This window comes from Peribacillus sp. NPDC096447, assembly GCF_044762725.1.
Taxonomy (GTDB): Bacteria; Bacillota; Bacilli; order Bacillales; family DSM-1321; genus Peribacillus.
Genome location: NZ_JBIWEV010000002.1, coordinates 119,132 through 137,140, shown reverse-complemented (window position 1 = coordinate 137,140; position 18,009 = coordinate 119,132). Strand labels below are relative to the sequence as shown.

General features: G+C 42.6%; 20 protein-coding genes. All 20 read left to right on the top strand.

Features of this window, described 5'->3' with window-relative positions:
- Positions 1-19 precede the first annotated feature (19 nt).
- Positions 20-3,583, top strand: a complete 3,564-nt coding sequence (gene smc / locus ACIQZD_RS07500) for a chromosome segregation protein SMC (RefSeq protein ID WP_402900329.1) — start codon at positions 20-22, stop codon at positions 3,581-3,583.
- Positions 3,584-3,610: 27 nt separating this feature from the next.
- Positions 3,611-4,627: a signal recognition particle-docking protein FtsY gene (gene ftsY / locus ACIQZD_RS07495; protein ID WP_402900325.1), complete on the top strand. Its 1,017-nt coding sequence runs from the start codon at positions 3,611-3,613 to the stop codon at positions 4,625-4,627.
- A 218-nt stretch (positions 4,628-4,845) separates the two neighbouring features.
- Positions 4,846-5,178, top strand: a complete 333-nt coding sequence (locus ACIQZD_RS07490; protein ID WP_034313718.1) for a putative DNA-binding protein — start codon at positions 4,846-4,848, stop codon at positions 5,176-5,178.
- Positions 5,179-5,189: 11 nt separating this feature from the next.
- Complete coding sequence (ffh, locus tag ACIQZD_RS07485; RefSeq protein ID WP_101224630.1) at positions 5,190-6,530, top strand: signal recognition particle protein; 1,341 nt, start codon at positions 5,190-5,192, stop codon at positions 6,528-6,530.
- Positions 6,531-6,683: 153 nt separating this feature from the next.
- Positions 6,684-6,956, top strand: coding sequence for a 30S ribosomal protein S16 (rpsP, locus tag ACIQZD_RS07480; RefSeq protein WP_057913437.1), 273 nt, complete (start codon positions 6,684-6,686; stop codon positions 6,954-6,956).
- Between the two features lie 13 nt (positions 6,957-6,969).
- A complete protein-coding gene (locus tag ACIQZD_RS07475; protein ID WP_402900320.1) occupies positions 6,970-7,200 on the top strand; it encodes a KH domain-containing protein in 231 nt (76 codons plus the stop codon).
- 209 nt (positions 7,201-7,409) lie between these two features.
- Entirely contained in the window at positions 7,410-7,796 is a 387-nt protein-coding gene (locus tag ACIQZD_RS07470; protein ID WP_034313711.1) for a YlqD family protein, read from the top strand.
- A gap of 10 nt (positions 7,797-7,806) precedes the next feature.
- Positions 7,807-8,325 (top strand): ribosome maturation factor RimM, encoded by a 519-nt coding sequence (gene rimM / locus ACIQZD_RS07465; RefSeq protein ID WP_402900317.1) that lies wholly within the window; start codon positions 7,807-7,809, stop codon positions 8,323-8,325.
- Positions 8,325-9,059: a tRNA (guanosine(37)-N1)-methyltransferase TrmD gene (gene trmD / locus ACIQZD_RS07460; RefSeq protein WP_101224632.1), complete on the top strand. Its 735-nt coding sequence runs from the start codon at positions 8,325-8,327 to the stop codon at positions 9,057-9,059. Before rimM ends, trmD begins: the two co-directional genes overlap by 1 nt.
- 130 nt (positions 9,060-9,189) lie before the next feature.
- Positions 9,190-9,537 (top strand): 50S ribosomal protein L19, encoded by a 348-nt coding sequence (gene rplS / locus ACIQZD_RS07455; protein WP_034313702.1) that lies wholly within the window; start codon positions 9,190-9,192, stop codon positions 9,535-9,537.
- 215 nt (positions 9,538-9,752) lie between these two features.
- Positions 9,753-10,313 (top strand): signal peptidase I, encoded by a 561-nt coding sequence (gene lepB / locus ACIQZD_RS07450; protein WP_402900313.1) that lies wholly within the window; start codon positions 9,753-9,755, stop codon positions 10,311-10,313.
- A gap of 17 nt (positions 10,314-10,330) precedes the next feature.
- Complete coding sequence (gene ylqF, locus ACIQZD_RS07445; protein WP_402900310.1) at positions 10,331-11,203, top strand: ribosome biogenesis GTPase YlqF; 873 nt, start codon at positions 10,331-10,333, stop codon at positions 11,201-11,203.
- A gap of 174 nt (positions 11,204-11,377) precedes the next feature.
- Complete coding sequence (locus tag ACIQZD_RS07440) at positions 11,378-12,160, top strand: ribonuclease HII (RefSeq protein WP_230177691.1); 783 nt, start codon at positions 11,378-11,380, stop codon at positions 12,158-12,160.
- A gap of 13 nt (positions 12,161-12,173) precedes the next feature.
- Complete coding sequence (locus ACIQZD_RS07435; RefSeq protein WP_402900307.1) at positions 12,174-13,520, top strand: hypothetical protein; 1,347 nt, start codon at positions 12,174-12,176, stop codon at positions 13,518-13,520.
- Positions 13,477-14,088, top strand: coding sequence for a hypothetical protein (locus ACIQZD_RS07430; protein ID WP_402900304.1), 612 nt, complete (start codon positions 13,477-13,479; stop codon positions 14,086-14,088). Before ACIQZD_RS07435 ends, ACIQZD_RS07430 begins: the two co-directional genes overlap by 44 nt.
- Positions 14,085-14,357: an EscU/YscU/HrcU family type III secretion system export apparatus switch protein gene (locus ACIQZD_RS07425; protein WP_402900301.1), complete on the top strand. Its 273-nt coding sequence runs from the start codon at positions 14,085-14,087 to the stop codon at positions 14,355-14,357. The genes ACIQZD_RS07430 and ACIQZD_RS07425 overlap by 4 nt, the downstream gene beginning before the upstream one ends.
- 492 nt (positions 14,358-14,849) lie before the next feature.
- Positions 14,850-16,010, top strand: a complete 1,161-nt coding sequence (sucC, locus tag ACIQZD_RS07420; RefSeq protein ID WP_101224636.1) for an ADP-forming succinate--CoA ligase subunit beta — start codon at positions 14,850-14,852, stop codon at positions 16,008-16,010.
- Positions 16,011-16,028: 18 nt separating this feature from the next.
- Positions 16,029-16,931 carry a succinate--CoA ligase subunit alpha gene (gene sucD / locus ACIQZD_RS07415; protein WP_241591141.1) on the top strand — a complete coding sequence of 301 codons (903 nt, stop codon included), beginning with the start codon at positions 16,029-16,031 and terminating at the stop codon, positions 16,929-16,931.
- 118 nt (positions 16,932-17,049) lie between these two features.
- On the top strand, positions 17,050-17,607 hold the full coding sequence (locus tag ACIQZD_RS07410; protein WP_402900297.1) for a DNA-processing protein DprA: 558 nt from the start codon (positions 17,050-17,052) through the stop codon (positions 17,605-17,607).
- Positions 17,582-17,917, top strand: coding sequence for a DNA-processing protein DprA (locus ACIQZD_RS07405; protein ID WP_402900294.1), 336 nt, complete (start codon positions 17,582-17,584; stop codon positions 17,915-17,917). The genes ACIQZD_RS07410 and ACIQZD_RS07405 overlap by 26 nt, the downstream gene beginning before the upstream one ends.
- Positions 17,918-18,009: the final 92 nt, after the last annotated feature.

The window sequence follows — 18,009 nt, the reverse complement described above, 5'->3', positions numbered from 1 at the left end:
CAATAGAGGGGGAAAGGTCATGTTCCTCAAACGTTTGGACGTTGTAGGATTTAAATCTTTCGCAGAGAAAATTTCGATTGATTTTGTACCTGGTGTCACGGCAGTGGTTGGACCAAACGGAAGCGGTAAAAGTAATGTGACCGATGCAGTCCGATGGGTACTTGGAGAGCAGTCTGCGAAATCACTGCGTGGAGCAAAAATGGAAGATATCATCTTTTCGGGAAGTGACACGAGGAAAGCGTTGAATTTTGCGGAAGTATCATTGACCCTTGATAACGAGACCAATTCCCTGCCGATTGACTTTCATGAAGTCAGTGTGACAAGACGTGTATATCGATCGGGAGAAAGTGAATTTTTCATTAATAATCAAGGTTGCCGTCTGAAAGACATCATAGACCTTTTCATGGATTCTGGTCTTGGGAGAGAAGCGTTTTCCATCATCAGCCAAGGGAAAGTGGAAGAAATCCTTAGCAGCAAGGCTGAAGAAAGACGAGTGATTTTTGAAGAAGCAGCCGGTGTCCTGAAGTATAAAACGAGAAAACGAAAAGCGGAATCGAAGCTGACGGAAACACAGGATAACTTAAACCGTGTCCATGATATCCTCCATGAATTGGAGGGGCAGGTGGAGCCGTTAAAAATTCAGTCTTCCCTCGCCAAGGAATTTTTGGCGAAGAAAGACGAGCTTGAGCAAATAGAAGTGGCTTTAACCGTTTTTGAAATAGAAGAACTTTATGAAAAATGGGAAAAACTATCACAAGAACTTGAAAAACATAATGAAATGGAACAGCAAATGGCAGGACAGCTTCATGATAGGGAAGCTCATCTCAAAAAGCTAAGGGATAGTCTTGCGACGCTTGAGACATCGATCAATGGTCTTCAGGAAATTCTCCTGAATGCCAGCGAAGAACTTGAAAAGCTTGAAGGCCGTAAAGAAGTTTTGAAAGAACGGAAAAAGAATGCCGCCCAAAACAAGTCACAGCTGGAAAAAGCGATTGTGGAAGGTGAGGCTGCTGTCGAGCGTCTGTCTTTGCAAAAGGAAAGAGAAACGGAAATCCTGAATGCACTGAACTTGGAAGTGAAAGGGATTTCTGAAACCTTACATGAAAAACAAAAAAGCCTGGGCCTATTCAATAGTGACATCGAAGCGATGATCGAAGCGAAAAAGAGTGACTATATCGAGTGGTTGAACAAGCAGGCATCGGCTAAAAACGAAAAACAATACCTGCTCCAGCAGCTAACACAGCAGGAACATAAAAATGCTAAACTTGACATGGAAAATGAAAAGTTCTTAACCGAAAGAATGGATATCACTGCTAAAAAAATGGAATATTCAAAGCTGATGGACGATATGACCAAGCAGCTTGAAGAGCATGTCACTTATTTCCGAAATCAGCAGAATAAATTGAATGCGGCAAAAGATACGTATCAAAAACAAGAAACTACCCTTTATAAGGCCTATCAATTCCTTCAACAGGCAAAATCACGTAAGGAACTGCTTGAAGAAATGGAAGATGATTATGCAGGCTTCTTTCAGGGTGTAAAAGAGGTTTTGAAAGCGAAAGAAACCCTTCCAGGCATTGAAGGGGCAGTTGCGGAATTGATAAAGGTTCCAAAGGAATATGAAACGGCCATCGAAACGGCTCTGGGCGGAGCGATGCAGCATGTTGTCGTGGAACGCGAGGAGCATGCACGGGAAGCCATTTCCTTCTTAAAGAAAAATAGGTATGGGCGTGCGACGTTCTTGCCTTTATCAGTCATAAAGGCAAGAGAGATATCAGCTAACCAATTATCAATGCTGAAGAGCCATTCAGCTTTTGTAGGGACTGGTTCCTCATTGATCCAATATGATGATAGGCATGCAGCGATTGCTGAAAACCTATTGGGAACCGTGATGATCACTACAGATTTAAAAGGTGCAAATGACCTGGCGAAAATGATGCAGCACCGTTTCCGCTTCGTAACGCTTGAGGGGGATATCGTCAATCCAGGCGGTTCAATGACCGGCGGAGCCTTAAAGCAAAAAACGACCTCCCTGCTTTCAAGGAAAACGGAATTGGAAGAGCTCCAACAAAAACTTGCTGCCATGGAAGCTAAAACGAATCAGCTAGAAAAGCAAGTCAAACAGCTCAAAGTGGATGTGGGTGTTCAAGAGCAAACGCTTGAACAAACCAGAAAAACAGGAGAGAGACTTCGATTACAAGAACAAACCCTTAAGGGCGAACTCCGTGAAGTGGAGCTGCAGGAAAGAAATGTGAATGAACGGCTGCATCTTTATGATTTGGATAAAAATTCATATTTAGAAGAACAACAGCAAAAAACAGCAAGACTTGAAGAGCTGGAAGAACTTTTGGACTCATGTAAATCGGAAATTGAAGGGCTTGACAGGTTGATTTCCGAAATGACCGAACAAAAGCAATCTCAACAATCCTCAAAAGAGAGCCTTGCTGAAGAAACGAATGAACTGAGGGTAATGCTTGCCTCTAAGCGTGGCCAGCTGCAAAACCAAAAAGAGAAGATGGAACGCATTGAATCGGATCTTTCAAAGGAAACAAGCAGGCTTGCCGAAAACAAAGATGATTTAGGGCTCCTGACCAATGAAATGACAGACAGTTCAAGCGGGGAAGAGTCACTGGAAGATATGGCTCAGCAGAAATTGCTCGACAAAAATGGGGCAATTGAAGGAATCACCATAAAAAAACAGGAAAAAAACGAGCTTCTAAAGGAAGTTGAATCGCTTGAACTGTCCTTGAAAGAAGAAAATCGACTTTATAGAGGCATTGTCGAAGTGATAAAGGATGAAGAAGTGAAATTAACTCGTCTGGATGTCGAACTGGAAAATCGTCTCGACCACTTGAGAGAAGAATATACCCTTTCCTTTGAAGGTGCTAAAGAACAGTATCCATTGATGATGCCTGCAGAAGAAGCTCAAAAAAGGGTGAAGCTCATCAAGCTTGCAATCGAGGAACTGGGGACGGTGAATCTAGGTGCAATTGATGAATACGCACGTGTAGCTGAACGCTATGAATTCCTTCTAAGTCAAAAGGAAGACCTTCAACAGGCGAAGGATACATTATTCCAAGTCATCGATGAAATGGATGATGAAATGAAGCGGCGCTTTGCGGATACCTTCTATTCGATCCGTGAAGAATTCGAACAAGTCTTCAAAGCTTTATTTGGCGGAGGCAGAGCCGAGCTGAAACTGACAAATCCGGATGATTTACTAAATACAGGGGTAGATATCATTGCACAGCCTCCCGGGAAAAAACTGCAAAATTTGAGCCTCTTATCCGGGGGGGAACGAGCATTGACAGCCATAGCCCTTTTATTCTCCATTCTAAAAGTGCGTCCGGTGCCTTTCTGTATCCTTGATGAAGTCGAGGCAGCGCTTGATGAGGCGAATGTTGTCCGGTTCAGTCAATTTTTAAGGAAGTTCAGCAGGGAAACGCAGTTCATCGTGATTACTCACCGCAAAGGCACGATGGAAGAAGCAGATGTCCTATATGGCATTACGATGCAGGAGTCAGGCGTCTCCAAACTTGTTTCCGTCCGGATGGAAGAATCAGAAAACTTTATTGAAGTTTAAAATTCATGAATTAGAGGAAGTGGGACAATGAGTTTTTTCAAAAAGCTAAAAGAGAAATTTACGACCCAGGAAGAAAAAGAAAAATCGGTTGAAGCAGAAGTATCCATAGGGGAAAAATTCAAGCAAGGTTTGACAAAGACGAGGAATTCCTTTACTGGAAGGGTTAATGAACTTGTTGCCCGTTATCGGAAAGTGGATGAGGACTTTTTTGAAGAACTTGAAGAAATCCTGATACAGGCTGATGTAGGCTTTGATACTGTGATGGAACTGATTGATCAATTGAAAAGGGAAGTCAAGCTTCGTAATATCTCTGATACGAGGGAAGTGCAGTCCGTTATTTCCGAAAAGCTAGTGGAAATCTACCAAGGTGATGATGAAACGACTTCAAGCCTGAATATACAAGAAGAAGGTTTGACGGTCATTTTGTTTGTAGGGGTCAATGGGGTAGGGAAAACGACAACCATTGGTAAACTTGCCCATAAATTCAAAACGGAAGGTAAATCTGTCGTTTTGGCTGCCGGGGATACCTTCCGTGCCGGTGCGATTGAACAGCTTGAGGTTTGGGGAGAGCGTGTCGGCGTCAGTGTAATCAAACAGGGTGAAGGTTCTGACCCTGCTGCGGTCATGTTCGACGCCATTCAGGCCGCCAAGGCACGAAAAGCGGATATCCTGATCTGTGACACTGCCGGTCGCTTACAGAATAAAGTGAACTTAATGAAGGAATTGGAAAAGGTGAAACGTGTAATTGAACGTGAAGTACCAGGTGCACCACACGAGGTGTTGCTTGCCCTTGACGCAACAACTGGACAAAATGCCCTCATTCAGGCCAAGACATTCAAGGAAGCGACCAATGTTTCCGGTATTGTTTTAACAAAGCTTGATGGCACCGCAAAAGGCGGAATTGTTTTGGCAATTCGCAATGAATTGGCCATTCCCGTTAAATTTGTCGGGCTAGGTGAAAAAATGGACGATCTACAGGAATTCGATGCTGAGAAATATGTTTATGGCCTTTTTGCTGATATCATCGATAAAGAAGAGGTTTAAGAAAAATTGTAAGCCGGAAGAGATAATTCTCTTCTGGTTTTTTGTTCACTGTGCAAATTAGGGAAACAATTGCATAAAGGTCTAAAAAAGCGGAAAAAAAGAAAAAAATAATGCTTTGCAAACAAGTGGTAAGGAGTTTAACTTGACATCAAATAAACAAGGCTTTACAATATAAACTTGTAAAGGGTTTTCACTTAACAGCAGGGAGGCTTGCTAAGATGCTTGAAAAGACAACGCGGATTAATTATTTGTATGACTTTTACCAATCGTTGTTAACAGAGAAGCAGCAGAGCTACATGTCCCTCTACTATCTGGATGATTACTCTCTTGGCGAGATTGCCGATGAATACGAAGTCAGTAGGCAGGCAGTCTATGATAATATAAAAAGAACAGAAGCGATGCTTGAGGAATATGAAGCAAAGCTATTGTTATTTCAAAAATTTCAAGAGCGTAACCAGTGGATTGCGAATATGAAGGGACTCATAGAAAAGGAATCCTTTTCAAAAGAGAAGCTGCTAGACGCAATCACAACGCTTGAGAAGTTGGATTAGGAGGCGGCAATATGGCATTTGAAGGATTGGCCGACCGACTGCAGAGCACGATGCAAAAGATCCGTGGAAAAGGGAAAGTCAACGAAGCGGACGTTAAAGAAATGATGCGTGAAGTTCGATTGGCCCTGCTTGAAGCGGATGTTAACTTTAAAGTCGTGAAGGATTTTGTAAAACGTGTCAGTGAACGTTCGGTAGGTCAGGAAGTGCTGAAAAGCTTAACCCCCGGTCAACAGGTAATAAAGGTAGTCAAGGAAGAATTGACGGAGCTGATGGGCGGCGAACAAAGCAAGATTGCCGTTGCCTCGAAACCACCGACTGTCATCATGATGGTAGGTCTTCAAGGTGCAGGTAAAACGACGACCACCGGAAAGCTTGCCAATCTTCTAAGGAAAAAATACAACCGCAAGCCATTGCTCGTTGCGGCTGATATTTACCGTCCGGCGGCGATTAAGCAGCTTGAAACACTTGGCAAACAATTAAGCATGCCTGTTTTCTCCCTTGGGGACCAGGTGAGTCCTGTTGAAATTGCCAAACAGGCAATTGAAAAAGCTAAGGAAGAACATCATGATTATGTGTTGATTGATACCGCAGGCCGCCTTCATGTTGATGAAAACTTGATGGGCGAACTGAAGGATATCAAAGAGTTGACAAAACCAGATGAAATCTTCCTGGTTGTCGATGCGATGACCGGTCAGGATGCGGTCAATGTAGCCCAAAGCTTCAATGAACAGCTGGGCCTGACAGGAGCCGTATTAACGAAACTTGATGGGGATACACGTGGTGGTGCGGCACTTTCAATTCGTTCAGTCACCAACACGCCGATTAAATTCGTCGGTATGGGTGAAAAATTGGATGCACTTGAAGCGTTCCATCCGGAACGGATGGCCTCAAGGATCCTCGGCATGGGTGATGTATTGACCCTTATCGAAAAAGCACAGGCCAATGTAGATGAAGAAAAAGCGAAAGAATTAGAGAAAAAGATGCGTACAGCCACTTTTACCTTTGATGATTTCCTTGATCAGCTCGGTCAGGTGCGGAATATGGGACCGCTTGATGATATTCTGAAAATGATTCCAGGTGCGAATAAAATGAAAGGGATGGACAACCTTCAGATCGATGAGAAACAAATCGGTCATGTTGAAGCTATCATCCGTTCAATGACAACGCATGAAAAGGAACATCCGGAAACCATGAATGCTTCCCGCAAGAAACGGATTGCCAAAGGAAGCGGCAGATCGATTCAAGAAGTGAACCGTCTACTGAAGCAATTCGAAGAAATGAAAAAGATGATGAAACAGGTTACGAACATGCAAAAAGGAAAGAAAAAGGGATTCAAATTCCCGTTCATGTAAGGTTTATTTCAGCTCGGAACTAAGGTGAAATACGGGTCGAAGCCATGTATTTCAACACTTTTTTTACCTGTTAAGAAAAAAACCTTTACAAACATGCAAGACATTTGATATTATACTATCTTGTGTGAAACTATTCGGAGGTGCTTATTTAAAATGGCAGTAAAAATTCGCTTAAAACGTATGGGAGCTAAAAAATCTCCTTTCTATCGTATTGTAGTTGCAGATTCTCGTTCACCACGTGACGGACGTTACATTGAAGTGGTAGGAACTTATAACCCGGTGGCTCAACCAGCAAAAGTTGATATCAACGAAGAGCTTGCTCTTAAATGGTTACAAGATGGAGCTAAACCATCTGATACAGTTCGTAACTTATTCTCAACACAAGGCATCATGGAAAAATTCCATGTTGCAAAAAACAGCAAGTAATCGACGGTAGTTGATGAAAGCACTGATTGAAACGATTGTTTCAGTACTTGTGGATCATCCGGAAGAGGTCATCGTGACCTCCAAGGAAGAATCCGACCGGATTGTTTATATCCTCTCCGTTCATAAAGAGGATATGGGCAAGGTGATCGGTAAACAAGGGCGTGTTGCTAAGGCGATTCGGACTGTGGTATATGCAGCAGGATCTTCACAGCAGAAGAAAATCTATTTGGAGATTTCCGAATAAGGAGGGTTAATACCCCTCCTTTTTTTGTACTTCAAGAAAGCTTAGATCCCAATTGATCAAATTCGGACTTTAAACTTTACGCCTTTTAAGACGCATCTTTTACCGATTTACGTTATACTTAAGAGAATGACCCCCATTTCAAAAAGATTACCCCATCATACATATTTTTAGAAGGAAATACGAAATCATAGATAATAGGAGGTGCTGGAATGAAAATTCTCCAAAATGTAATCGTTAACCAAGTATTAACGGAATCCAGCAAGAATCAGCTCCTCGAGAAATACAAGTCAAAACGCCTTCAGCTTCAAAAAGAGAGTGAACAGCTTCGCTTTGAACTGAAAAAACTTGAAAAAACAAGAACTCTCCAACCTGCTAGTCTCCGTGCTCATTTCGAAAAAGAAATAAACCAGAGGCAAGAAAAAATTAAACTGCTTGAATTTCAAATGGAGCAGTTGGAGATCCTTCCCGCCGGAAGTGAATTGAAGGAACGGGAAGTTCAAAGTATCATTGATGTGGAAATTGGGGCAGATTGGGACGAAATCATGGCAACGAAGACCATTGTCATTAAAGATGGAATCGTCTCCGAAATTCGTTAGAGGTGAAAGAATGGAAAAATGGTTTAATGTAGGTAAAATTGTCAACACACATGGTCTTTTAGGAGAAGTCCGTGTTATTTCTTCAACAGACTTTCCGGAAAAACGGTACAAAGTGGGAAATACTCTGTATTTGTTCAGGGACACTGAGAAAAAACCTTTGCCGCTTGTCATCAGGTCGCATCGCACCCATAAAAACTTTAACCTATTGACGTTCGAGAACTATTATAACGTCGGACAAGTCGAGGCTTTTAAAAACGGGGTCCTTAAAGTCAAGGAAGCACAGCTTGGTAAATTGGACGAAGGTGAGTTCTACTTCCATGAAATCATCGGCTGTTCGGTATTTACGGATGAAGGCATGGAAGTTGGGGAAATCATTGAGGTTCTTACGCCTGGTGCCAATGATGTTTGGGTCATTAAGAAAGCTGGCAGTAAGGACGTTCTGATTCCTTATATTGAACAAATTGTAAAAGAAGTGGATATTTCCGCTAAAAAGGTCATCATTACACCGATGGAAGGACTTTTAGACTGATGAAAATCGATGTGCTTTCGCTTTTTCCAGAAATGTTCGAAGGGGTATTTGGCTCGTCAATCTTAAAAAAGGCTGCGGAAAAGCAGGCTGTCAGCTATAAGGTGACCAATTTCCGAGATTATGCAGATAATAAGCATTCGACGGTAGACGATTATCCGTATGGCGGCGGTGCCGGAATGGTATTGAAGGCACAACCGATCTTTGATGCCGTGGAAGCTCTTAAAGGGCAAGCTGAGCTAACCCCAAGGGTAGTCCTGCTTTGCCCCCAGGGAGAGCGTTACACGCAGAAAAAAGCCGAAGAGTTAGCTGAAGAGGAACATCTCATTTTCATTTGCGGGCATTATGAAGGGTATGATGAGCGGATTCGGGAGCATGTCGTCACTGATGAAATATCGATAGGTGACTTTGTTCTTACAGGCGGGGAATTGGGCGCAATGGTCATTATTGACAGCGTTGTGCGCTTGCTGCCTGGCGTTCTTGGTAATGTTGACTCCCCGATTCTTGATTCCTATTCTTCTGGTTTGTTAGAGCATCCACATTATACTAGACCTGCAGATTTCCGGGGGATGAAAGTTCCCGATCCGTTAATATCCGGGAATCATAAAAAAATCGATGAATGGCGGATGAAGGAATCCCTGCGCAGAACTTGGATTCGACGTCCGGATTTGCTCGATAGTTATGAACTATCGGAAGTTGAAGAAAAATTATTGTCCGAGATTAAAAAAGAAGACTGATGTCTATTGCATCGACGTTTATAGTATGATAGGATATACCTTGTGACTTGGGCAAAATGCTCAGTCTTATAACGATGTTCCGCTGCAAACAATAAGTATTTGCAAGAGCGTCCAGGAGGAGTTGAAATCGATGCAAAATCTTATTAACGAAATCACAAAAGAACAACTTCGCTCAGATCTTCCATCATTCAGACCTGGTGACACAGTACGTGTACACGTAAAGGTTATTGAAGGAACTCGCGAACGTATCCAGTTGTTTGAAGGCGTTGTAATCAAACGTCGTGGCGGCGGAGTTAGTGAAACTTTCACAGTACGTAAGATCTCTTACGGCGTTGGAGTAGAACGTGCTTTCCCTGTTCACACACCAAAAATTGCGAAATTAGAAGTTATCCGTCACGGTAAAGTACGTCGTGCGAAACTTTATTACCTACGCGAACTTCGTGGTAAAAAAGCACGTATTAAAGAAATTCGTCGTTAATTCTTCGAATATCTTCATGCGGATTTACCATGATCCACATAAGGTGAATAACCAAACAGTATCATGCAAAAAGGGAGCTTGTTTATCAGGCTCCCTTTTTGCACTTTAAGAAACGATGAATACACATACGGTGAAACTATATAGAATCCTGCTCGCTATAGCGTCCGCAACATGTTAAAATAATTGTTGATATGCTTCAAAAAGGGTGGGTAAGGATGGCGAAAAAGAAAAATGAATTGTGGGAATGGACAAAGGCGGTCATAATCGCGGTTATAGCGGCGACGATGATTCGTTATTTCCTTCTGGCTCCTATTGTTGTGGACGGTAATTCCATGATGCCGACATTAAAGGATACGGACCGCATGATCGTTAATAAAATTTCCTATTCGATTGGCGAACCGAAAAGATTCGACATTATCGTTTTCGAAGCTCCAGAAGGCAAGGATTACATAAAGCGTGTCATCGGATTGCCAGGGGAAAAAGTCGAATATAAAAATGATACTCTTTACGTGAATGGAAAAGCTTATGATGAGCCATACTTGGATGAATATAAAGAACAATTGATTGATGGCGGGGACTTGACGGAACCTTTTACATTAAGTGATATCATAGAACAAGAAACGGTGCCTGAAGGCCACCTATTTGTCCTGGGGGATAATCGCCGTTTTAGTAAGGATAGCCGCCATATTGGCGTAGGTGTCGTTCCTTACGATAAAGTGTTAGGAAAAACTAAATTAGTTTATTGGCCGATCGAAGACTTTCGATTGGCGGAATAGTAGGAAGGTGCATTCCATTGACAATACAGTGGTTCCCTGGCCATATGGCCAAAGCAAGACGGGAAGTGACAGAGAAATTAAAACTGATCGACATCATCTTTGAACTTGTGGATGCCCGGATACCGGCATCTTCACGAAATCCGATGATCGATGAAATCATTCAGCATAAACCAAGGGTCATCCTTTTGAATAAAGCTGATATGGCCGATCCGGTAAAAACGAATATGTGGCTTGAACATTATAAATCGCAGGGGAAAACGGCGATTGCCATTAACTCACAGGCGGGAAACGGTTTAAACCAGATTACAGCTGCTTCCAAAAAACTTTTAAAAGAGAAGTATGAGCGGATGGAATCAAGAGGAATAAAGCCGAGAGCGATCCGTGCCATGATAGTGGGCATTCCGAACGTGGGGAAATCGACTTTAATCAATCGACTTGCCAAAAAGAACATTGCCAAAACAGGGAATACGCCTGGCGTCACGAAAGCGCAGCAATGGATAAAAGTTGGCAAGGAATTGGAATTGCTCGACACGCCGGGGATTCTCTGGCCGAAATTCGAGGATCAGGAAGTAGGCTTGAAGCTTGCGTTGACAGGTGCGATTAAAGATACGATTTTAAACTTGCATGAAGTCTCATTATACGGTCTTCGCTTTTTGGAAAAAGAATATCCGGATAGGTTGAAATCCCGTTATAACCTGGATGTAATTCCGCAGGAAACGCTCGAATTGTTCGATGCGGTCGGAAAGTTCAGGGGCTGTTTAGCATCTGGGGGCTTCATCGATTATGACAAAACCGCAGAGTTGGTCGTACGTGAAATCCGTTCAGAAAAGATGGGTCCGCTTACGTTTGAGGTCCCTTTGGATTATGAAGAGAATGATATCCCCGAATAACATTAACATTGACCTGATGTTGAAGACAATCAGTGAAAAGGATTGATACGGAGCTGGAGTTGGATATCGAAAAGGCTTACTCTTTTTGATGTCTCTTTTCCGCTCCGTATTTTTGTCTGAACTGTAGAAAGGGAGCAAGGCTGCCGATAATTAATATGATGGGTGATAAAGATGATAACCGAAATGAGCATTAAGGAAATCTCCTCAAAGCTAAAGACAATAAGAGAGCCCGAAGATTTATTTTTACAGAAATGCCGGGAGGACGGACGAAAGGGAGTAACCGACTTAGTAAGCAAATGGCAAAGAGCTTATGAAAAAGAACAACAGGTAAGGGATGCTTTCACGGAAATGACGGAGTTTGAACGTCAATTGCGAAAACAGGGGTTTTCCATTCTGGCTGGTATCGATGAAGTTGGAAGAGGACCTCTGGCAGGACCAGTTGTGACAAGTGCAGTCATCTTGCCTGAATCTTTTTATTTGCCGGGGCTTAATGATTCCAAAAAGATTCCAGAAGCAAAAAGGGAATTGTTTTATGAAATGATTTTTAAGGAAGCACTATCCATAGGTGTAGGTGTTGTACATAGCGAAGTGATTGATGAAATCAATATATATCAAGCTACGAAAAAGGCAATGGTGGCCGCATTGAACGATCTGTCGGAACTTCCTGATCATTTGTTGATCGATGCAATGGAACTGGATGTGCCGATTCCGCAGCTTTCGCTCATAAAGGGGGACGCAAGAAGCATTAGCATCTCTGCGGCATCCATAATAGCGAAAGTGACCCGTGATAGAATGATGAAGGAATATGGTGAAAAATATCCGGAATATGGTTTTGAAAAGCACATGGGTTACGGGACAAGCCAACATTTAGAAGCGCTAGACACGCACGGGCTTACACCTTGGCATAGAAGGAGTTTTGCGCCAGTTAAGGAAATAGCTGCACGAACGAAGGATTAAGGGGGGATGAGTGGTGCAATCCATAACAAGCGGTCAACCGTTATCTTCACCCATTGAAATAAAAGGAACTGCGAGTTGGAAAAACGGGCAAATCCTTTTCGGGCAGGTGAATAAGGTTTTTCCTAACCAAACCGCCGAGGTACAGATTGGCCATCAAAAAATGATTGCCACTCTCGATATCCCGCTTCGGACAGGAAAAAGGCATTGGTTTCGAGTGCAGCACCCAATTGAGGGGGGGCTCGTGTTAAAAGCGTTAGATTCCCCCGATTTGAACGATTCCGGCATAAAGGGAACGGCTGCAAAATTAATCGCTCATCTCGGCATAACGCCCGAACCGTCCGCAACGAAGCTTGCCGAATATCTCCTGACAAATCGCCTCCCGATAACCAAGGAAACTTTTCAGCCCGCCATGCAATGGTTAAAAGCTGCTGATGCTGCAGAAGTCGGTCTGCCTGTAATAAAAACGATGTTCATTCAGCAACTGCCTTTTGTAAAAGATGTATTTGATGCTTTATTTACACAGTCCAAAAGTGAACCTTTCCATAAACTCCTCAGTGGCTTCAAACAAAGGCTGGAGGATGGTGGGGCAGCAACGAGGACTGCCGTCAAGCTGATGGAAGTATTGGACTCCTTACATGTTGCTAAACAGAACCAGTTTCAACAAATCGGTTTGCAAAAACTAGTCACCACTTGGCTGGATTCCGATTCAACGCCAGAAATGAAATCCGGTGCATTCTCCCTGCTTCAAAAGACGGGTTTCATTCCAAAGGAAATGACGGAATCTGTCTTTCTGGAGAATTTAATTGATGGAGCTGAAGCTAGGTCAGGTATTGCTAAGAATTCAGCGGTTGATAAATTACACCAAGGATTACAGCTGCTTTCCGAGGCAAAAAGCGGAGCATTTGCAAAAGTTGAAGAAATCGATACTGCTATTAATCGCATATTGTACGGTCATGAACATGTGGGGGCAAAACTGCCAATTGATATCCACTCGATGCCGAGAAAAAACATTACTGCAGAAAAACTTTCCTCTCTTGCCTTTCATTTACTCCAGAGTTCTTTTACCGAAGCAACAGCTAAAAAGGCAGTAGGCGGAAAGATGGAAGTGAATGACCTTATAGGCTACTTGAATAAGGACACAGATCAAGTAGCTGAGTCGAAGGGTAAGGCGGCTGAATTATTGTTCCAGTCGCTTAATGGGCTTCCTGAGGCCCAATACGCTAAGATTAATGAGAAGCTGGTCCTTTCACTTGTATTGGAATCTGAGTTTCAAGCGATTTCACCGATGACCTTCTGTTGCACATCAACTGAAAGAAATGACCAAGATCCTTGGTCTTCAGCTGGAACATGCACTCATTAACCTTTCTGGAGATGATATGGCGGAGTTCCCGAAGGATTTGGAGACACTTAAACCACTGCTGCTTAAATTGCTGAATGAGCAAATTCCGGCATCTATGAAGGAGATGGCAGAACAAATCCTAAATCGGATTACTGCGCAACAGATCCTTTCACAGGAAAATGGACCGATTCAGAATTTACTTCTTACACTTCCACTCAATCTGGGGTCTGCTCAAACGGATCTGACTTTACAATGGAGCGGAAGAAAAACAAAAGATGGCAAAATTGACCCGGATTACTGCCGTGTCCTATTTTATTTAGAATTGGAACGCCTTGAAGAGACGGTCATCGACATGCAGGTTCAAAACCGAATCATCAAAGTGACGGTCATCAATGGGAATGGTGCGGTCCTTGAAGAGGCAGCCGGTCAATATCTTGACATCCTGAGAGAGAAACTTGAAAAACTGGATTACAGATTGTCAGGGGTTTCCTTTGTAAATCCCGTGCATGAAAAAGAGCGGGACCATGGGGTGAAACCGATTCCTTTTTCAGAAGCCTGTTCGTATAGTGGAGTGGATATTCGAATATGAAGAATGATAAACGAAAAGAAGCGATTGCCTTAAAGTATGATCAAAAGACATCTAAAGCGCCCTACATATTGGCGAAGGGAAAAGGTAAAACGGCTGAAAATATTCTGGAAAAGGCGATGAAACTGGATATACCGGTCCAAAGGGACGAATCGCTTGCTGCACTTTTAGGTCAAATGGATATAAATCAAACGATTCCGGAAGAATTGTATGGAGCTGTTGCAGAGGTATTCGCATTCATTTATAAAGTTGACAAGGACATGAATCGGTAGTTTCCTAATTTATCCAGGCCATATCGCTAAATGGATTACTGTTAGTTTATGTAGAATATTAGGGAAATCACTGACGAATTTTCATTATATTAAAAAAATACTAAAGTAAAAGCAAAAGGACAAGGCCATGGCTTTGTCCTTTTGCTTTTACTTTGAATCAATACAAGGATAATTGTAATTTATCAATGAATCGACCTCTGGGTTAATGTAGTGAAAAGGCTTTCATAGAGGTGCTTTTAGAAGATTTATAACTGTAATGACTTTTTTGGAAATAGATTTTTAGAACTAAAATATATGAATTTAATAAGAAAAAAACACAACGGCGAAGAAGGTTTTCTCCATTTTAAACATGGGTATAGAAGTATATTGTAATAATATTTTAAAAATTATGTGAAAGAAAATTATGCACGAAGGAGAATTTTGTTGTAATATGTTAGAGAAAACACGCATTAAATTTCAAAGTTGTTTTTTAGTAGATAAGGAGGATGGGAAATGAATATCCATGAGTATCAGGGGAAAGAGATATTGCGACAATACGGGGTATCCGTTCCAAATGGCCGGGTTGCCTTTACTGTTGATGAAGCAGTGGAAGCAGCGAAGGAGTTAGGTACGGAAGTTGTTGTCGTCAAAGCTCAAATTCATGCGGGTGGCCGCGGGAAAGCCGGCGGAGTCAAGGTAGCGAAGAATCTTGATGAAGCGCGTACATATGCAGAAGAGATTCTTGGCAAGACATTGGTGACCCATCAAACAGGTCCTGCAGGCAAGGAAGTTAAGCGTTTACTTATTGAAGAAGGCTGCGACATTACAAAAGAATATTATATCGGGCTGGTCCTTGACCGTGCTACGGACAGTGTCGTATTGATGGCTTCTGAAGAAGGCGGAACGGAAATTGAGGAAGTGGCCGAAAAGACACCAGAGAAAATTTTCAAAGAAGTAATCGATCCGGTTGTCGGCCTGACTGGTTTCCAGGCACGGAGGATTGCATTCAATATCAATATTCCGGCTTCACTTATAAATAAAGCTTCCAAACTGATGGTTAACTTATATACAGCTTTCGTTGATAAAGATTGCTCAATCGCAGAAATCAACCCATTAGTGGTAACTGGCGACGGCGATGTAATGGCGCTTGATGCTAAATTGAACTTCGATGATAATGCGATTTACCGCCATAAAGACATCGCGGAGTACCGTGATTTGGATGAAGAGGATGCAAAAGAGATTGAAGCATCAAAACATGGCCTTAGTTACATATCGCTTGACGGAAATATCGGATGCATGGTTAATGGTGCCGGTCTTGCTATGGCGACGATGGACATCATTAAACATTATATGGGAGATCCGGCTAACTTCCTTGACGTTGGTGGCGGCGCCACTGAGGAAAAAGTGAAAGAGGCTTTCAAAATCATCCTTTCCGATCAAAATGTTAAAGGCATCTTCGTTAATATCTTCGGAGGAATCATGAAATGTGACATCATCGCTACAGGCGTCGTGGCTGCTGCTAAAGAACTTGGCCTGGATGTCCCTCTTGTTGTTCGTCTTGAAGGAACGAATGTGGACCTTGGCAAAAAGATTCTAAAAGAGTCAGGTTTAAATATTACGTCTGCTGAATCAATGGCAGATGGAGCACAAAAAATAGTATCACTTGTAGGATAATAGGCAGGGGGGAACATAATGAGCGTTTATATTAATAAAGATACGAAAGTGATCGTTCAGGGAATCACTGGTGCAACAGCATTATTTCATACAAAACAAATGTTGGAATACGGCACGAAAATCGTTGGAGGAGTCACTCCGGGTAAAGGTGGAACAGAAGTGGAAGGGGTACCTGTATTCAATACAGTTTCCGAAGCTGTCACTGAAACCGGTGCGAATGCATCTGTTATCTATGTACCGGCTCCATTTGCTGCCGATGCAATTCTAGAAGCCGTAGACGCAGAACTTGATCTTGTCATTTGTATCACGGAACATATTCCTGTCCTGGATATGGTCAAGGTTAAGCGCTACATGGAAGGCAAAAAAACTCGCTTGATCGGACCGAACTGCCCAGGTGTCATTACTCCTGAAGAGTGTAAGATTGGTATCATGCCAGGGTATATCCACAAAAAAGGCCATGTAGGTGTAGTTTCACGTTCTGGAACTTTGACGTATGAAGCCGTTCACCAATTATCGCAAGCAGGCATTGGGCAATCTTCGGCTGTCGGTATCGGTGGAGATCCCGTTAACGGAACGGATTTCATTGATGTTTTGAAAGCGTTCAATGAAGATCCGGAAACACATGCGGTGATCATGATTGGGGAAATCGGCGGAACGGCAGAAGAAGAAGCAGCAATCTGGGTGAAGGAAAATATGACTAAGCCAGTTGTTGGTTTCATTGGTGGCCGTACGGCTCCAGCCGGTAAACGCATGGGTCATGCTGGTGCCATTATCTCAGGAGGAAAAGGGACTGCTGACGAGAAAATCCGCGTTATGAACGAATGTGGAATTAAAGTTGCCGAAACTCCATCCGTAATGGGTGAAACATTGATCTCCGTCTTGAAAGAAAAAGATATTTACGAACCTTGTAAAACACATTGATTCAAGCTGGGCCGCCCTTTTTTGGGGTCGGCCTTTTTTTCCTCCAATTTCCTCGGGAGACACCAAGTACATCACTATCAACCTACTTAAAAAAATATCCGATTAGGGGCGTTTCCAATTGAATAAAAAAGAAAAGTTAATCCATCTCCATCATTGCCGCGGAGCAGGATGGAAAACAATCCAAATAATCATGTCCAAAGACCCGTCATTATCTTCCCTGTTCACGACGAATCACGCTGAATGGGCAAAAATGCTCCCTATCCCCTCTAATAAGCTCAACCTCTTTCTCAAAGATTTACATTCACTCAATACCATCGATAAACTTAATATATACGAAGATAGCCAAATTCATTGTTTGACGATCTTCGATGATGAATACCCTTTTCTGCTGAAGCAAATATTCGATCCTCCGTGGGTTCTTTATTTTAAAGGCGATAAGAGGCTTTTAACAAGGAAGAATACGCTAGGTGTTGTTGGAACACGTAAGCCAACCTCGTATGGTCTGGAGGCCTTAAAAACGATTCTATTACCGCTTGTAAAGAAAAAGTTCGTGATCATAAGTGGAGTGGCGGCTGGAATCGATGCAGAGTCACATAAGATCACATTAAGCGAAGGCGGAGATACGATTGGGATTTTAGGAGGGGGGGCTTATGCAAATATATCCAAAATCCAATGAACCCCTTGCTGAAGAAATCATCAAAAAAGGCTTGCTTATATCTGAGACTCCACCGGAAATGAGGGCGGAACCTTGGATGTTTCCGCTTCGGAATCGAATCATCAGTGGATTATCACAGGGAGTATTCGTGGTCGAGGCAAAAGAAAGAAGCGGATCCCTTATTACGGCACAAGCTGCATTGGAACACGGCAGGGATGTGTTTGCGCTTCCTGGTAATGTTACGAGCCCTGAATCGCTGGGGACCAACCAATTGATTTCTGATGGTGCCAAACTTGTTTTGAGTGCCAGGCAGATCGAGGAAGAGTTTTGAACAATATAATATAGAAGATAGACGGAGAATCAAACGGGAAAATATAGAAAAAAAGGTGGTTTTTTAAAAGGATGGGTTGAATTATTAGACAA